Consider the following 16,452-nt stretch of genomic DNA (forward strand, 5'->3'; position numbering starts at 1 on the left):
CTGGCGTTGACTTTTGGCACGCTGTTGAGTTCTCAAGGAACGGTCGCTTCCTTTGTACTCACCCTCTCGGGCTTTCCTCCGGGCTTCCCTTCGGTGTTTCCAACTCTACCAGGCTTTTTCCGGCCCCCCGACCACCGTCCTGCAGGCATGCAGAAGGCGATCCGAGATAGGATCTGACAAGTTGGGGTGCTGCTCGGGCGATGATGCTCGTTCGCATCGCTCAGCCCGTCGCAGGAGTACGACAGTACATGGGGCCGCGGAGCCGGTGCAAATCCGTGGGAGATGTGGTCTAGACCTCTATTAGGATCTCTCATGCGGAACCGGTACTACCTATGACATACGCTGCTGCTCAGTGCGCCGTCCGGGACAGGCGAGACGGCCCTTTTGATCTCCACCCCTGGGAGGTTTCCCATGACCACCGTGACGTCCCCTCTTGCAGGACGTGCCATCGGACTGGCGGCCGTGCCGGATCCGGTCTTCTCCGGGGCCATGGTCGGCCCGGGTACCGCGATCGACCCCGACCGTGAGGCCTCCGAGGCCGTAGCGCCGGTGGACGGAGTCATCGTTTCCCTGCACCCGCACGCCTTCGTGGTCGTCGACGAGAACGGGCACGGCGTGCTCACTCACCTCGGCATCGACACCGTGCAGCTGAACGGCGAGGGCTTCGAGCTGCTCGTCAACAAGGGGGACACCGTCACGCGCGGCCAGGCCGTAGTGCGCTGGAACCCGGCCGCCGTCGAGGCCGCGGGCAAGTCTCCGATCTGCCCGGTCGTCGCCCTGGAGGCCACGGCCGAGGCGCTCCACGAGGTTCGTGAGGACGGCGACCTGAAGACGGGCGACACCCTCTTCACCTGGCAGTGACGTCGGCGCCGTCCTGTGACGGCTGGTAGGACAACCACCGCGGCGGCGGGGCCCGCCGCACTATCGGAGACGGGTGAGATGGAGACAACGCTGCGAGGCGTCGGCGTGAGCCACGGTGTGGCGATCGGCGAGGTTCGGCACATGGGAACGGCGGTGCTCGAACCGCCGGCGAAGCAGATCCCGGCGGAGGAGGCGGAGCGCGAACAGGGGCGTGCCCGTAAGGCCGTGGAGGCTGTGGCTGCCGATCTGATGGCGCGCGGCAATCTGGCTGGGGGCGAAGCCCAGGCCGTGCTCGAGGCGCAGGCCATGATGGCCCAGGATCCCGAGCTGATGGCGGACGTGGACCGTCGTATCGCGGTCGGCAGCACGGCCGAGCGCGCGGTGTACGACGCGTTCGCCTCTTATCGGGAGCTGCTGGCCGCCGCGGGCGAGTACCTGGCCGGCCGGGTGGCCGACCTCGACGACGTGCGGAACCGTATCGTCGCCCGGCTGCTCGGGGTGCCGATGCCGGGTGTGCCGGACAGCGACGAGCCGTATGTGCTCGTGGCCCGGGATCTCGCGCCTGCCGACACGGCGCTGCTGGACCCGACGCTGGTTCTCGGCTTCGTCACCGAGGAGGGCGGTCCGACCAGCCACAGCGCCATCCTCGCGCGCGCCCTGGGGGTGCCGGCCGTCGTCGCGCTGCCCGGTGCCGGGGAGCTGTCCGAGGGGACGCTGATCGCGGTCGACGGCAGCACCGGCGAGATCTTCGTGAACCCGACCGAGGAGCGGAAGGCGCAGCTGGAGGCTGCCGCGGCCGAGCGCAAGGCCGCGCTGGCCGCCGCGACCGGTCCGGGTGCCACCGCCGACGGGCACAAGGTGCCGCTGCTCGCCAACATCGGCGGTCCGGCGGATGTGGCCGCCGCGGTGGAGGCCGGTGCCGAGGGTGTCGGTCTGTTCCGTACCGAGTTCCTGTTCCTGGACGACAGCAAGAAGGCGCCGTCCGAGGAGAAGCAGATCGAGTCCTACCGGCAGGTGCTCGAGGCGTTCCCCGAGGGCCGTGTGGTCGTGCGGGTGCTGGACGCGGGGGCGGACAAGCCGCTGGACTTCCTGACGCCGGGCGACGAGCCGAACCCGGCGCTGGGCGTGCGGGGTCTGCGGACCCTGCTCGACCACCCCGAGGTGCTGCGTACGCAGCTGACGGCGCTGGCGAAGGCGGCCGAGGGTCTGCCGGTCTACCTCGAGGTCATGGCCCCGATGGTGGCGGACCGCACCGACGCCAAGGCGTTCGCCGACGCGTGCCGGGAGGCGGGACTGCGGGCGAAGTTCGGCGCGATGGTCGAGATCCCGTCGGCCGCGCTGCGGGCGCGTTCGATCCTGCAGGAGGTCGAGTTCCTGTCGCTGGGGACGAACGACCTGGCGCAGTACACGTTCGCCGCGGACCGTCAGGTCGGTGCGGTGTCGCGTCTTCAGGACCCGTGGCAGCCGGCGCTGCTCGACCTGGTGGCGCTGTCCGCCGAGGCGGCGAAGGCCGAGGGCAAGAGCTGCGGTGTCTGCGGTGAGGCCGCCTCCGACCCGCTGCTGGCGTGTGTGCTGACCGGTCTGGGGGTCACCTCCCTGTCCATGGGTGCGGCGTCGATTCCTTATGTCCGGGCGACTCTGGCGAAGTACACGCTCGCGCAGTGCGAGCGGGCGGCCGCGGCGGCCCGGGCCACCGACAGTGCCGAGGAGGCGCGCGCCGCGGCTCAGGCGGTGTTGTCGGGCGAGTAGCCGCGTCCCGCGGTTCTGCAGGGAGGGGCGCTCCGCTTTCGGGCGGGGCGCCCCTTTGCGTTGTGCTGGGGCGGTTGTCAGGGGCGGTGGCGGTGCGGTGTCTCGTTGGCGCCGAGGTCGGGTGGCTCGCAGTAGTCGACGTCGGATTCCGGGGAGACGAGGTCGCCGGTCTCGATGTCGGTGCAGTAGGCGTCGAAGACCTCGCCGGCCGTCAGGGGGTGGAGTGCGTTGCCTCGCAGGCGCCAGCCGTAGATGCGGTCCGGGCTGCCGGGTGCGCTGGTGCGCATGACGAGGCCGCCGGGGCCGTCGGTGGCGAGTCCGAGGGCGAGGACGGTGGTGAATTCGAGGGCTTCGGCTTCGTCGAGTCGGGTGGCGTGGTCGTCGTCCTGGTCGGCGTGGAGTACCGCGACGAGGGTTTCGGGCGGGCCGGAGACGCTGCAGACGAGGTGCCGGTCGCCGGGTGGTGCGGTGTCGAGGACGCGCAGCAGGAGGGTGGAGGCGTGGGTGAAGGCGGCGCGTCCGATGTCCTCGCCGCAGGAGGCGCAGCTGCCGAGGCGGGCCAGCAGGGTGGCGGCGTATTCCCAGGTGGCCTGGCGGACCGCCTCGTCGACGAGGGCGGGGACGAGTTCGCTGAGGGGTTGTCCGTCGTAGGGGACGGTGGGGCCGGTGGTGGCGAGTTCGGCGGTGAAGCGGGTGCGGTGGGAGGGGTTGTCGGGGTCCAGGCCGCGCTCGGTGCAGTAGGCGGCGTACTCCTCGGGGTCGAAGAGGGTGACGGTGGTGTGGCCGCCCTGGGTGGCGCGGGCCCGCAGGAGGGCTTCCACCTCGCGCAGGTAGGTGGTGTGGTCGTCGAAGGTGAAGCTGCGGTAGCGCCGCATGGCGCGGAAGTCGTGTTCGTCGGTGAGCAGGCCGATGGTGCCGGCGATTTCGCGGCGAAGAACGCGTCGCATGGTCCGGCGGTCGGTGTGCGCCATGTTTCCCCCTGTGCGCAGTCGATCAGTGCTCACTCACAGTAACCGGGGGCACTGACAACGGGGTTCTGCCGAGTCGGTCGCGGACGAGTCGGTGCTGGATTGCGCAGGTCAGGGCGATGGCTGCGCCGAAGAGGGTCCAACCGAGGGGGCCGGTGGCGATGGCCGCGGTGACCGCGAGCGGGCCGACGCTGCGCTGGGCGGCCTGTGCGAGGCCGTGGACGCCGAGGTAGGTGCCGAGGGCACTGTCGGGGGCGAGGGCGACGGAGAGTTCCCAGGAGATGGTGGCGTGCAGCATCTCGGCGACGGTGAAGGCGGCGGCCGCCGCGGTGAGCAGGACGATCGCGGTCAGGGTGGCGCCGGTGGCCGAGAGCGCCATGGTGAGGCCGCCCAGTGCGAAGGCGGCGGAGAGCGGGAGCAGGAGGCGGCGGGCGGCGGCGGTCGTGGTGCCGAACCGGGCCAGCGGGACCTGGAGGGCCACGACCATGACGTTGTTGAGGACGAGGAGGAGGGGGGCCAGGCCGTGGGGGACGTTGTCGGCGTGGGCGATCCACAGGGGCAGGCCGATCTTGAAGACGGCGTCGTCGAGGGAGAGGACGGTCTCGGTGGCGACGTAGCCGAGGTAGGCGCGGTCGCGCCAGGGGCTGCGGGGCGGGGCCGGTGAGGCCGGCGTGGTCGAGGTGGTGACGGTTCGGTGAGTGGAGGGGGGTTCGGCGCAGCGGAGGGTGAGGAGCGCGCAGAGCAGGAAGGAGAGGGCGTCGCCGGTGAGCAGGCAGCGGTAGGCGGTGGTGGTGCCGAGGGCGAGGGCGGCTGCGGCGGCGAGGCCGCCGAGGGCCCAGCCGGCGTTGGCGAGGGTGCGGTGCAGCGCCTGGTAGGGGACGCGGTCGGGGCCGGCGATGCGGGTGGCGTAGAGCTTGGTCAGGACGCTGGCGGCGCGGTCGCCGAGGCTGCCGGCGGCAGAGAAGAGGAGCAGGAGGGCGAAGCGGTCGGTGGTGAGCAGGGCGAGGGAGGCGATCGCCCGCAGGATCTGGACGGTGACGAGGATCCGGGTGATCGGGAACCGGTCGGCGAGCCGTCCGCCGAGGGGTGAGCCCGCGATGCCGACGGCCCCTGCGGCTGCGGCGAGGGTGCCGATCTGGGCGAGGGACAGGTGGGCGACGTAGGCGAAGTACAGGACGGAGACGGAGGCCCACAGTCCGCTGCCGATGCGGTCGACGAGGGCGATGAGCAGCATCGTGCGCCCGTCGCGGCCTCCGGGTATGCGTGCCTTTCCTCTGGCTGTCCGGTGCGTGCGGCGCACGGGCCCCCCTTGCTTCCAGTTATGTATTGATACATAATGATCAACGTGGCAACACAATATGGGATCAGTGGCACGACGGCCAAGGCAATTGCCGCGTCCGTGGAACGCGGCGTGGCCGAGGGCACGTGGGCGCCGGGCGCCGCGCTCCCCCCGGTGCGGCGGCTGGCGGACGAACTGGGCGTGAGTCCGGGGACCGTGGCGACGGCGTACAAGGAGCTGAGACAGCGCGGCATCGTGGTCACGCGCGGCCGGGGCGGGACGGTGGTGGCGCAGGCTCCGGCGGTCGCCTCACGCCGGCCACCCAAGGTGCCCGACGGCCTGCGCGACCTGGCGGGCGGGCACCCCGACCCCCGGCTCCTGCCCGCGCTGGTACCGCCGTCCCGCCTCTCCCCCGGCGCCCGCTCGCACCGCTCGACGCCCCGCCTGGCGCACCTGGAGGAAGCCGTACGCGACTGGCTGCGGCCCGACGGAGTGCCCGTGGAGCACGTGACGTTCGCCCATGGGGCGCTGGATCTGATCGGGCGGCTGCTGTCGGTGGAGCTGCGCCCCGGGGACGCCGTGGCGATGGAGGACCCCGGCTATCACCATGTGCTGGACCTGGTGGCCGCACTCGGGCTGCGGATCGTGCCGGTGGCGGTGGACGACGAGGGGATACGGCCGGACGCCCTGCGCGATGCGCTGCGCGCGGGCGCGCGCGCCGTCGTGTACAGCCCACGGGCGCAGAATCCCTACGGTGGCTGCTTCTCGGCGGCGCGCAGGGACGCACTCGCGGAGGTGCTGCGGGCGGCCGGTGACCTGTTGGTCGTGGAGAACGACCATGCCTCCGCTGTCGCCGACGCTCCGCTGTGGACGCTCACGGCCTCGGGGATCGCACGCTGGGTGCATGTGCGGACGGTGAGCAAGTTCCTGGGGACGGACCTGCGCTGGGCTGCGGCGGCGTGTGATCCGGTGACGCTGGCCCGGCACGACGGCCGGCTGCTGCTGACGTCGGGGTGGGTGAGCCATCTGCTGCAGGAGACCGTGCACGGGCTGATGACGGACTCCGGTACGCACGCGTTGGTGGCACGCGCGCGTGGAGCGTACGGGCGGCGGCGGGAGGCCCTGAGGGGCGCGCTCGCGGAACGGGGCATCGCCGCGCACGGCGCGAGCGGGATGAACGTGTGGGTGCCCGTCGGGGACGAGTCCGCGGTGGTGAACGGACTGCGGTCGTACGGCTGGTGGGTCGCGGCAGGCGCCCGGTTCCGGATGGCGTCGCCCCCGGGGGTGCGTATCTCGGTCGCCGAGCTGGGGAGCGCCGACGCCGCGCGGCTGGCCTCGGACTTCGCCGCGGTCCTGGGCGAGTCCGAGGCCACCTACGGGGGCTGAGGCCGCGGGAGCGGACCCCGCGGGCGTCAGGCGCGCTTGCGGGCCAGGTCCTCGTAGAAGTGCAGCAGGTCGAGGTTGTCGATGGAGCCCGGGTTGACGGCCTTCTCCAGGGAGGTGCCCTGCAGGAGGCGCTTGACCGGGACCTCGATGCGCTTGCCGGTGAGGGTGTGCGGGACTCCGGGCACCTCGATGATCTCGTCGGGTACGTGGCGCGGGGACAGCTGCTCGCGGATCGTGCGCTTGATCCGGTCGGTGAGCGCCTCGTCCAGCACCGCGCCCGGAGCCAGGTGCACGAACAGCGGCATCCAGTAACCGCCGTCGGGCTGCTCGACGCCGATGACGAGGGACTCCCGGATCTCCGGCAGGCGCTCGACGGCCTCGTAGATGTCGGCCGAACCCATGCGCACGCCCTGGCGGTTCAGCGTGGAGTCGGAGCGGCCGTGGATGATCACCGAGCCGCGTGAGGTGAGAGTGATCCAGTCGCCGTGGCGCCACACACCGGGGTAGGTGTCGAAGTAGCTGTCGTGGTAGCGGCCGCCGTCCGGGTCGTTCCAGAAGTAGATGGGCATCGACGGCATCGGGTTGGTGACGACCAGCTCGCCGACCTCGTCGGTCAGGGGCTTGCCGCTGGGGTCCCAGGACTGCAGGTCGGTGCCCAGACAGGGGGCCTGGAGCTCGCCGACGTACACCGGCAGGGTGGGGACGGCGCCCGCGAAGCACGAGCACACGTCCGTGCCGCCGCTGACCGAGGCGATCCACAGGTCGTCGCGCACCTCGTCGTGCAGCCAGCGGAAGCCGTCCGGGGGCAGCGGCGAACCCGTGGTGGCGACGCACCGCACCCGGGAGAGGTCGAAGTCCCGCGCGGGGTGCACGCCGGCCTTGCGGCAGGCCATGACGTACGCGGCGGACGTGCCGTACAGGGTGGCGCCCGTGCGTTCGGCGACCCGCCACTGGGCGCCCGTGTCGGGGTAGCCGGGACTGCCGTCGTACAGCACGATCGTGGTGCCCGTCAGCAGGCCGGAGACGAGGAAGTTCCACATCATCCAGCCGGTCGAGGTGTACCAGAAGAAACGGTCCTCGGGGCCGAGGTCGCAGTGCAGGCCGAGCTGCTTGAGGTGCTCGACCAGGATGCCGCCCTGCGACTGGACGATGGCCTTGGGCAGGCCGGTGGTGCCGGAGGAGTACAGGACCCACAGCGGGTGGTCGAAGGGCACCGGCTCGAAGACGGGCTCGGTGTCCGCCGAGGTCAGCGCCGACCACTCGAGCGCGCCCTCGGGGGCGTCGGTGCCCAGCAGCGGAATGTGCACCACGGCCCGCAGCGTGGGCAGCTCGCGGCGCAGCTCCGCGACGGTCTCACGGCGGTCGTGTTCCTTGCCGCCGTAGCGGTAGCCGTCGACCGTGAACAGCACGACCGGTTCGACCTGCTGGAAGCGGTCGAGGACGCTGCGGGCGCCGAAGTCGGGGGCGCAGGAGGTCCATACGGCGCCGACGGCGGCCGTGGCGAGCAGGGCGACGACGGCCTGCGGGATGTTGGGCAGATAGCCGCTGACGCGGTCTCCGGGCCGTACGCCGAGGGCGCGCAGCTCGGCGGCGAGGGAGCCGACCTGGCGGCGCAGCTCGCCCCAGGTCACCGGGCGCACTTCGTGGGTCTCGTCGACGTGGAGCAGCGCCGGCGCGTCGGCGCGGTCGGCGGCCGCGCGCAGGGCGTGCTCGGCGTAGTTGAGCGTCGCGCCGGGGAACCACTGGGCCCCGGGCATGGCACGGTCGCCGAGCACGCGCGTGTACGGCGTGGAGAACCGTACGTCGAACCACTCGGTGACGGCCGTCCAGAAGGCCTCGAGGTCGTCGACGGACCAGCGCTGCAGCGCTGCGTAGCCGCCGTCGGCCGGCGCGCCGTGGTGCTCGGCCGCCCAGGTCTGGAACCTGGTCACCTGGGCCTGGGCGATGAGCTCCGGATCCGGCTGCCAGAGCGGTTGCGGGTTCACGGTCGTCATGGGGGCGGCTCCCGGGCTGTGCGCGTCGTGTGCGTCCTCCACGCACGGGCTGGGGTGTGCGCGTGACGCGGATGGAACGGACGATGCCATGTGATCGTCTTCCGCACCAGGGCCCACCCCACATAGTTCGTGTCGTGAAGATGTGGTCCGATCACGGGTGAACGGCAGTTGAACGACGCACGCGCGTGGCGCGGTCAATGGCAGGGTGAGCAGCATGGACGGTCGTGACCTGGTGCGTTCGGTGAAGCTGCTCGGTTCGGTCGGGACGGCCCAGGGGTTGCGTACCGTGCGGGCGGCGTGGCGCAGGAGGCGGGCCGACGCCGCCGGGCTGCCGCGGCGCGGGGCCGAGCGGGCGCGCGTGCCCGGCGCCATCCACGAGGTGGAGCCCGGCCCGGGCGGCGGCGTCATCAGGTTCGGCCGCTCCGAGCTGCGCATTCTCGTCGCCGTCAACGGGGCCGCGTTCTGGGGCTGGGACGGGGCCGGAGCGGAGCCGTCGTACGCCCTGGCGGGCCGCTGTCCGGAGCCCGACCCCAGGGCGTCGCTGGAACCGGACAAGGACGGCGGCTGGCGGGTGGTGGCCGAGCGGGTCACGGTCGCCGTGTCGCGGCACGGCGCGGTGGAGATCCGCACGCCCGGCGGGGTGACGCTGCGCAGGGAGGGTCCGCCGAGGTGGTGGGAGCCTTCCGACGGTGGCGCGGGGCGCTGGATGGTGCGCTCCGAGGTGGCCCCCGACGCCCGGTTCTTCGGCCTCGGCGGGCGGGCGAACGGCCCCCGGCTGCGCAACGGCACGTACCGCCTGTGGAACACCGACCCGGGGCACGCCTTCTCACCGGGCGACGACCCGCTGTACATCACCATGCCGGTGCAGCTGGTGGTGGCGGACTCGGGGACTCACCTGCTGTTCCACGACAACTCCTGGGACGGGACGGTGACCCTGCGGGAGGGCGAGGAGGGAGCCGGTTCGGGACACGACCGGCCCGGGATCAGCGAGCTGCGCGCCGAGGGCGGTCCGCTGCGCTGCTGGGTGATGGTGGGCACTCCCGCGCGCGTGCTGCTCGCCTGGGCCTCGCTCACCGGGGCGCCCGCGCTCCCGCCGGCGTGGGCGCTCGGGCACCAGCACGCGCGCTGGGGCTTCGGCAGCGAGCAGGAGGTACGGCGCGTCGTCGCCGGCTACCAGGAGCGCGGTCTGCCGCTCGACGCGGTCCATCTCGACATCGACCACTTCGACGGCCACCAGGTCTTCACCGTCGACCGCGAGCGCTTTCCGGCGCTGCCGCAGCTCGCCGAGGAGCTGCGCCGGGACGGGATCCGGCTGGTCTCGATCGTCGACCCGGCCGTCAAGGCCGCCCCGGGCAACGACGTGTACGACAGCGGCGTGGACCTGGACGTGTTCGTGCGGGAGGCCTCGGGGCAGCTCGTCGAGGGGGTGGTGTGGCCGGGGGGCGCGGTGTTCCCGGACTTCACGCACGCACGCGTGCGCAAGTGGTGGGGCGGCCTGTACGCGGAACGCCTCACCCAGGGCTTCGCGGGCTTCTGGCACGACATGAACGAGCCGACGTCGTTCACGGCCTTCGGCGAGTCGACGCTGCCGCGGTCCGCCCGGCACTGTCTGGAGGGGCGCGGCGGCGACCATCGTGAGGCGCACAACGTCTACGCCCTGTGCATGGCGCGTGCCGCGTACGAGGGTCTGCGCGAGCTGACCCCGGGCGGGCGCCCGTTCCTGTTCTCGCGCTCCGGCTGGGCGGGGATGCAGCGGTACGGCGGGAGCTGGTCCGGCGACGTCGCCACCGGCTGGCCCGGGCTGCGGGCGTCCCTGTCTCTCGTGCTGGGTCTCGGGCTGTGCGGGGTGCCGTACTCGGGTCCGGACGTCGGCGGGTTCGACGGAAGTCCGTCGCCGGAGCTGTTTCTGCGGTGGTTCCAGCTGGGCGCGTACCTGCCGCTGTTCCGCACGCACGCGCGCAGGGACGCGGGGCGCAGGGAGCCGTGGGAGTTCGGCGCCGACGTGCTGGAGCACGCACGCGTGGCGCTCGTGGAGCGCCGGCGTCTGCGGCCGTACTTCATGACGCTGGCGCACCTGGCGCGGCGTACCGGCGCTCCGTATGTGCGGCCCCTGTGGTGGGGTGCCCCGGAGGACCGGGCGCTGCGCGGATGCGAGGACGCCTTCTTGCTGGGTGACTGTCTGCTGGTGGCGCCGGTGCTCGAACCGGGGGTGGACCGGCGCGCGGTGCAGTTGCCTCGTGGCCGCTGGTACGACACGGCCACGGGACGGGCGTACGAGGGGCCCGGCCGGGTGACGGTGGACGCGCCGCTGTCGCGGATCCCGGTGCTGGCACGCGCGGGTGCCGTGCTGCCGGTGCGTGGCGACGACGGGCGGCCGGCACTGGAGGTGTGGGCGCCGGCGCCGGGCCGTTCGGGGGGCGGGCTGGTGGTGGCGGACGCGGGCGACGGCTGGGACGAGGCGGAGATCGAGCGGTACGTCACCCGCTGGGAGGGCACGCGCGTGGTCGTGGGGCTTCAGGGCCCGGACGGTGTGCGTGAGCCGTCCCTTCCGGTCCGGGTCCGGGGGCTCGGGCCGCGCTGACGTACAGGTACGCGCAGCGTCGCCGCTCAGATGTAGCGGCCCTCGAACCAGGCCCGAACGGCCGCCGCGTGCAGTGGGAACGCGAGCTGCTCCGGGCGGCGCAGCAGCTGCCAGCCCTGTGTCTCGTCCGTGGCCGCCGAGGGCGGCAGGCCGTCGGCGGGCCGCTCGGGCAGCAGTCCGAACAGCAGCAGGTGGCCGTCGGGGGAGCTCATGGCATCGACCAGGCGGACGTCACGGCCGGCCGCGTCGATGCCGGTCTCCTCCTTCAGCTCCCGGACGACGGCCTGCCGCCAGTCCTCCCGGTCGTCGACGTACCCGCCGGGCAGGGCGATGCCCCCGCGCGCGGGTTCGACGGTCCGGGTGATCACGACCAGGGCGGTGCCCTGTGTGTCGTACACGGGCTGGAGGGCGATCGCCACGGGCAGGGGGTTGCGATAGGCGACCGCGCCGCAGCCCGAGCAGGTGCGCGGCCAGTCGGTGACGCCCTCTCCATAGGGCGTGCCACAGCTCGAACAGTGGGAGCCGGGACCGGAGTTGGAAGCGGAGTGCTGAATTTCGGACACGCGCGGACTGTATCCGATCGGAGAGGGCGCCGACTTCAGACGGTTGAAAGGTCCTTCATGGCCGATTTCAGGCGGTTGACCGTTCCTTCGTCAGGGACTTGGCGGAGACGGGGAAGTCGAAGTAGGTGCCGGGGTAGGGCTCGGGCTTGTACGTGTAGTGCCACCACTCCTCGGCGAGGTTCACGAAGCCGAGGCTTTCGAGGGTGTTCTTCAGGAGCAGCCGGTTGGCGCGCTGCTCGCCCTGGACACGCGGATCCAGGGTGTGCGAAAGAGTGTCGAAGCAGTCGAATCCGGTCCCCATGTCGACGGAGTTGTCCGGAAACCGCTCCTTCTTGGGGGCGTAACAGGGCATGAGAGGTTGCCCCGGCACATAGGGATGGGTCGGCCGAGCGGGCAGCCGCACGATGGTGAGGTCCATGGTCGATCCCCGGCTGTGGCCGGACTTCTCCGCGATGTACCCGTCGGTGAACAGCCGGGTCTTGTCGACGTCCGGGTAGAACTCGGCTTTCATCCGCTGGTCGTCGAGGTCCTTCGCCCACCGCACGAAGTGGTCGACGGCCCGCTGCGGCCGGTAGCAGTCGTAGACCTTCAGGCTGTAGCCCTGGCGGAGCAGCTTCTGCTGCGCGAGGTGCAGCGCCTGGGCGGCGGGGCGCGTGAGGATGCACATCGGCTGCTCATAGCCGTCGATGCGTTCGCCGACGAAGTTGTGCGGCGTGAAGTAGCGCATCTCCTGCAGGATCGTCGGGTCCACGGCTCTCAGCGCGACGAAGTCGGCGGGCGCCTTGGGGTCGGTGGACGCCCGGGCGGTGGCGGAGGCGAGGGTGACGGTGAGCAGGGCGGTGAGCGCGGTGATCAGCGCATGCGCCGGACGGGGCAGTCGTGTCATGCCCCTTGCATCTACCAGGTGCGCGGGGCGGCAGGCAGCCGATTTCCCGCATCCCCGTCGGCCAGGCGACGGCTAGGGCTCCTTCTCCTACGCTGAGTGATCGCATCGGAATGCTGCGTGAACGTCTCATGAACTGCGCCTGAGCGTGCTCCCGCGGCGCCATCATGCTCCCGTGCGCTCCTGGACGGATACTCTCCGCTTCGCCTTCCAGCCGGTGGTCAACCTCACCACCGGCGCGGTCGCGGGCCTGGAGATCCTCGCCCGCCCGGAGGCCGGCGACATCCTGGCCGAGGCCCGCCGCGACCCCGGACTGGACGGTCAGCTCGCCGTGTCGGCGTTCCGCGCGGCCGTCCACAAGGAGACGCTGCTGCCGCTGCAGGTGAACGTCTTCGCGGGGACCCTGGCCGATCTGGGCGGGCTGGCCGCGTTGCACGACGCGGTGCGCGAGGCAGGCCGGCTGCCCTGGGAGGTGACCGTCGACATCGTCCCGCCGTACACGCACGTGCCGCAGCGGGCCCTGCTGGACGCCGTGAGCGCGCTGCGCCGCCAGGGCTTCCGGATCAGCGCCGACGGCGTCGGGGACGGGGACGTACCGCTGCGGCTGCTCACGGACCTCTCCCCCGAGCTGGTGAAGCTCGACGCGTCACTGCTGGCCCGGCCCGCGGCGGTACGGGCGATGCGGACGCTGTGCGACGAACTGGGCGCCCTGCTCGCCGTGGAGGGCGTGGAGACGGAGTCCCAGTGCACCGCGGCCCTGGCAGCCGGGGCGCAGCTCGCCCAGGGCGAGCTGTTCGCGCCGCCGGCCCGGCTGCCCGCCGCGGACGTCTACGTTCCGCCCCGCTCCCCCGGCCTCGTCCCACAGCCCCGCTCGGGGCCCCCGGTACGGCAGTTCGTCCGCCCGGCCGCGCTGCTGCCCGCCGACGCCTCGGCAGGCCGGGTACGGGACCTGCTGACCGGATCGCCCGACGTGTCGGGGGTGCTGCTGGTGGACCGTGCCGGTGTGCCGGTGCGGTCGGTGCACCGCTCGCGCTTCCTGCTCACGATGTCGGGGCGTTACGGACACGCCCTGTACTCCGAGCGTCCCGCGGCCAAACTCGGGGACCCCCCACGCACGGTCGGGATCGACGCCACCGCGTGGGAGGTGCTGGACGTCGTGGCGGTCGGCGGGCGCGACCGCACCTCGGACGATGTCGCGGTCGTCGACGCGGGCGGGCGCTGCGTGGGAGTCGTACGCCTCGCGGACCTGGTGCGGGCGCTCGCCGAGAGCCGGGTGGAGGAGGCCGCCGGGCTCAATCCGCTGACCCGGCTGCCCGGGTCGGACGCGATCACCGGCGAGGTGGACCGCCGGATCGCGGCGGGGCGGGCGTTCGCGCTGAGCTGGCTGGACGTCGACCACTTCAAACAGGTCAACGACGGGGCCGGGTTCGCGGCCGGCGACGAGCTGATCCGCTCGGTCGGACGGGCGCTGCAGCGGGCCGCGTCCGGGGCCACGCGCGTGGGGCACATCGGCGGGGACGACTTCCTGGTGCTCGCCGATCCGGACGGCCTCGGCGCGCTGGCGGCGGCCGTGCTGGACGCCTCGTGGGCGGCGGGTGGCCTGCCGGTGACGCTGTCCCTGGCCACGGTGGTGTGCGCGCCGGGAACCGTCGGAGACCACCGGGAGGCGGCGGCGTCCCTGGCGCCGCTGAAGAAGGCCGCCAAGGCGCTGCGCGGGGCGAGCTGGGTACTGGGCCGCGCCGGATCGGCCGGGCATGAGGTACTGCGCGGGACGGAGGGGGCTCCGGTGGCGTCCTGAGGGGCTTGGAGGCGGGCAGGCGGGCATCCCATGCCCCAGAGCGGGGTTCGGGGCCCTGGCTGCCCTTTGGGCCCCAGGAAGGGCCGCTTGGGCCACCAGGGCGCGGGGCGGGCCGAGGGTTCGCCAGGGGGCGTGACGGGCCGGGCTGAGCGGCATGGGAAGCGACGGTGCGTAGGCGGGGCGGGGAGAGCTGAACGGCGCGGGAGCCGGCGGTGCGCGGGTAGGCAGGGTGGGGCGCGCCGGGCGGCGTGGGAGCCGGCGTTGCCCCAGGTAGGCGGGGCGAGGCGCGCTGAGGGCGTGGGAGCCGACCGTGCGCAGGCAGAGGCGGGCGCCGGGCCCGGCCGGGTGTTCGTCGGCTCCGGCGGCCGTCGAACGGACGGTCGATGCCGGTGCGTAAGGGGTCCAACGCGTGCGGTCGCCGACCTTGACGCCCCCTGAGCACCGGGGAAGACTTCCCGTTGTCAGCCGACATCGCCGTACATTCTCGGCGAATCACGCACCGTGCCGTGTGGGCTCTCTGCGTACCAGGCCTGTCTCGGGGCGGGTCGGCTGCGACGGCACGCTCGTCACGGGCGGACGCCGGACGGGGCGCTCGGGCGGCCCGCCCGCCGCCGAAGCCGCACGGAAAGCGCACCCTGCACGGAGCACCGAGGTTGATCATCGGCCGGACCCGGGAGCCGCCATGCGCAGCGGAGGCACCTCTCGCCGATCGGGGCGATTCTGGAAACCGGCCGCCGGCCCGCCGACGGGAGGACCCGGGCGGGCCTCGTCCACCACCCAGCCTGCTGAGCCGAAGCACAAGGGGTAGCCATGACGGACAACGCCGAGAAGTACGTCGCCGCCATCGACCAGGGCACCACGTCGAGCCGCTGCATCATCTTCAATCACTCCGGCGAGATCGTCGCCGTCGACCAGCGCGAGCACCGCCAGATCTTCCCGAAGCCCGGTTGGGTCGAGCACGACGCCACCGAGATCTGGTCGAAGGTGCAGGCGGTGGTCGCCGGGGCGGTCGCCAAGGCCGGGCTGCGCGCCGACCAGCTGAGCGCCCTCGGCATCACCAACCAGCGCGAGACGACCGTCCTGTGGGACCGCGCCACCGGCAAGCCTGTGCACAACGCCATCGTCTGGCAGGACACCCGCACCGCCGGGCTCTGCCGCGAACTGGGCGGATCCGACGGGCAGGACCGCTTCCGCGAGCAGACCGGGCTGCCGCTGGCCAGCTACTTCTCCGGGCCCAAGGCCGCCTGGCTGCTCGACAACGTGCCGGACCTGCGGGCTCGCGCCGAGCGCGGGGAGATCGCCTTCGGCACCATCGACTCGTGGCTCATCTGGAACCTCACCGGCGGCACCGACGGCGGACGGCACGTCACCGACGTGACCAACGCCGGGCGGACCATGCTGATGAACCTCGAGACGCTCCAGTGGGACCCCTCGATCCTGTCGGCGATGAACGTGCCCGAAGCGGTGCTGCCGGAGATCCGGTCCTCCGCGGAGGTGTACGGCACCGCCGTCGGCCAGCTCGGCGGGGTGCCCGTGGCCTCCGCGCTGGGCGACCAGCAGGCGGCCGTGTTCGGGCAGTGCTGCTACGACGTGGGCACCGCGAAGAACACCTACGGCACGGGCAGCTTCCTGCTGCTCAACACGGGCAACCGGCCGGTGCCCTCCAAGAGCGGACTGCTGACGACGATGGGCTACAAGATCGGGGACGAGGCTCCGGTCTACTGCCTGGAGGGCGCCATCGCGATCACGGGTGCGCTGGTGCAGTGGTTCCGCGACCAGCTCGGCATCATCCGCACGGCCGACGACATCGAGCCGCTCGCGGCGAGCGTCGAGGACAACGGCGGCGCGTACATCGTGCCCGCGTTCTCCGGGCTGTTCGCGCCGTACTGGCGCTCGGACGCGCGCGGTGTCGTCACCGGGCTGACCCGGTACGTGACCAAGGCGCACCTCGCGCGGGCGGTGCTGGAGGCGACGAGCTGGCAGACCCGCGAGGTCGTGGACGCCATGTTCCAGGACTCGGGCGTGGAGATCACCAGCCTGAAGGTGGACGGCGGCATGACGAAGAACAACCTGCTCATGCAGCACCAGGCCGACGTGCTCGGGGTACCGGTGATCCGGCCCAAGGTGTCCGAGACCACCTGCTTGGGCGCGGCGTACGCCGCCGGGCTGGCCACCGGGGTGTGGAACGACCTGGACGAACTGAAGGCGCACTGGCAGGAGGACGCCGAGTGGACGCCGTCGATGGAGGAGTCGGTGCGCGAGCGCGAGTACCACAACTGGCGCAAGGCGGTGGAGAAGAGCTTCGGCTGGCTGGAGGACGGTGACGACTAGCCATCAGCGCACGCGTGCGTGCCCGTGCGGCACCTCGAGGGGCACGCGTGCGTGCACGC

General features: G+C 72.4%; 11 protein-coding genes. 6 read left to right on the plus strand and 5 right to left on the minus strand.

The window, feature by feature from the left end; translation table 11 throughout:
* The first annotated feature begins 411 nt into the window (after window positions 1-411).
* Window positions 412-861 (plus strand): PTS sugar transporter subunit IIA, encoded by a 450-nt coding sequence (locus tag ACZ64A_RS34745; RefSeq protein ID WP_469815926.1) that lies wholly within the window; start codon window positions 412-414, stop codon window positions 859-861.
* A 78-nt stretch (window positions 862-939) separates the two neighbouring features.
* Window positions 940-2,610: a phosphoenolpyruvate--protein phosphotransferase gene (gene ptsP / locus ACZ64A_RS34750; RefSeq protein WP_469815927.1), complete on the plus strand. Its 1,671-nt coding sequence runs from the start codon at window positions 940-942 to the stop codon at window positions 2,608-2,610.
* Window positions 2,611-2,687: 77 nt separating this feature from the next.
* Here the strand turns inward: ptsP and ACZ64A_RS34755 are convergent, their stop codons facing one another.
* Together ACZ64A_RS34755 and ACZ64A_RS34760 are read right to left on the minus strand one after the other, a co-directional pair.
* On the minus strand, window positions 2,688-3,581 hold the full coding sequence (locus ACZ64A_RS34755; protein ID WP_469815928.1) for a hypothetical protein: 894 nt from the start codon (window positions 3,579-3,581) through the stop codon (window positions 2,688-2,690).
* Window positions 3,582-3,603: 22 nt separating this feature from the next.
* A complete protein-coding gene (locus ACZ64A_RS34760) occupies window positions 3,604-4,812 on the minus strand; it encodes an MFS transporter (RefSeq protein ID WP_469815929.1) in 1,209 nt (402 codons plus the stop codon).
* Between the two features lie 111 nt (window positions 4,813-4,923).
* Between ACZ64A_RS34760 and ACZ64A_RS34765 the strand changes: the two genes are divergently transcribed.
* On the plus strand, window positions 4,924-6,243 hold the full coding sequence (locus tag ACZ64A_RS34765; RefSeq protein ID WP_469815930.1) for an aminotransferase class I/II-fold pyridoxal phosphate-dependent enzyme: 1,320 nt from the start codon (window positions 4,924-4,926) through the stop codon (window positions 6,241-6,243).
* 26 nt (window positions 6,244-6,269) lie between these two features.
* Here ACZ64A_RS34765 and ACZ64A_RS34770 read toward each other — a convergent pair whose 3' ends face one another.
* The gene (locus tag ACZ64A_RS34770) at window positions 6,270-8,237 is read right to left on the minus strand and encodes an acetoacetate--CoA ligase (RefSeq protein WP_469815931.1); all 1,968 of its coding nucleotides are present in this window, start codon (window positions 8,235-8,237) and stop codon (window positions 6,270-6,272) included.
* A gap of 214 nt (window positions 8,238-8,451) precedes the next feature.
* On the opposite strand from ACZ64A_RS34770, the gene ACZ64A_RS34775 reads away from it, so the two are divergent.
* The gene (locus ACZ64A_RS34775) at window positions 8,452-10,818 is read left to right on the plus strand and encodes a glycoside hydrolase family 31 protein (RefSeq protein WP_469815932.1); all 2,367 of its coding nucleotides are present in this window, start codon (window positions 8,452-8,454) and stop codon (window positions 10,816-10,818) included.
* A gap of 26 nt (window positions 10,819-10,844) precedes the next feature.
* Here ACZ64A_RS34775 and ACZ64A_RS34780 read toward each other — a convergent pair whose 3' ends face one another.
* Together ACZ64A_RS34780 and ACZ64A_RS34785 are read right to left on the minus strand one after the other, a co-directional pair.
* Window positions 10,845-11,381 carry an NUDIX domain-containing protein gene (locus tag ACZ64A_RS34780; protein WP_469815933.1) on the minus strand — a complete coding sequence of 179 codons (537 nt, stop codon included), beginning with the start codon at window positions 11,379-11,381 and terminating at the stop codon, window positions 10,845-10,847.
* A gap of 67 nt (window positions 11,382-11,448) precedes the next feature.
* Entirely contained in the window at window positions 11,449-12,267 is an 819-nt protein-coding gene (locus ACZ64A_RS34785; protein WP_469815934.1) for a M15 family metallopeptidase, read from the minus strand.
* Window positions 12,268-12,439: 172 nt separating this feature from the next.
* On the opposite strand from ACZ64A_RS34785, the gene ACZ64A_RS34790 reads away from it, so the two are divergent.
* Together ACZ64A_RS34790 and glpK are read left to right on the plus strand one after the other, a co-directional pair.
* Window positions 12,440-14,062: an EAL domain-containing protein gene (locus ACZ64A_RS34790; protein ID WP_469815935.1), complete on the plus strand. Its 1,623-nt coding sequence runs from the start codon at window positions 12,440-12,442 to the stop codon at window positions 14,060-14,062.
* Window positions 14,063-14,872: 810 nt separating this feature from the next.
* Window positions 14,873-16,393 (plus strand): glycerol kinase GlpK, encoded by a 1,521-nt coding sequence (glpK, locus tag ACZ64A_RS34795; protein ID WP_469815936.1) that lies wholly within the window; start codon window positions 14,873-14,875, stop codon window positions 16,391-16,393.
* Window positions 16,394-16,452 lie beyond the last annotated feature (59 nt).

Source organism: Streptomyces sp. NPDC104814 (assembly GCF_055583185.1).

Coding starts and splice junctions, on each gene's coding strand:
- ACZ64A_RS34745 (WP_469815926.1), top strand. CDS start 412: ATGACCACCGTGACGTCCCCTCTTGCAGGACGTGCCATCGGACTGGCG.
- ptsP (WP_469815927.1), top strand. CDS start 940: ATGGAGACAACGCTGCGAGGCGTCGGCGTGAGCCACGGTGTGGCGATC.
- ACZ64A_RS34755 (WP_469815928.1), bottom strand. CDS start 3,581: ATGGCGCACACCGACCGCCGGACCATGCGACGCGTTCTTCGCCGCGAA.
- ACZ64A_RS34760 (WP_469815929.1), bottom strand. CDS start 4,812: ATGCTGCTCATCGCCCTCGTCGACCGCATCGGCAGCGGACTGTGGGCC.
- ACZ64A_RS34770 (WP_469815931.1), bottom strand. CDS start 8,237: ATGACGACCGTGAACCCGCAACCGCTCTGGCAGCCGGATCCGGAGCTC.
- ACZ64A_RS34775 (WP_469815932.1), top strand. CDS start 8,452: ATGGACGGTCGTGACCTGGTGCGTTCGGTGAAGCTGCTCGGTTCGGTC.
- ACZ64A_RS34785 (WP_469815934.1), bottom strand. CDS start 12,267: ATGACACGACTGCCCCGTCCGGCGCATGCGCTGATCACCGCGCTCACC.
- glpK (WP_469815936.1), top strand. CDS start 14,873: ATGACGGACAACGCCGAGAAGTACGTCGCCGCCATCGACCAGGGCACC.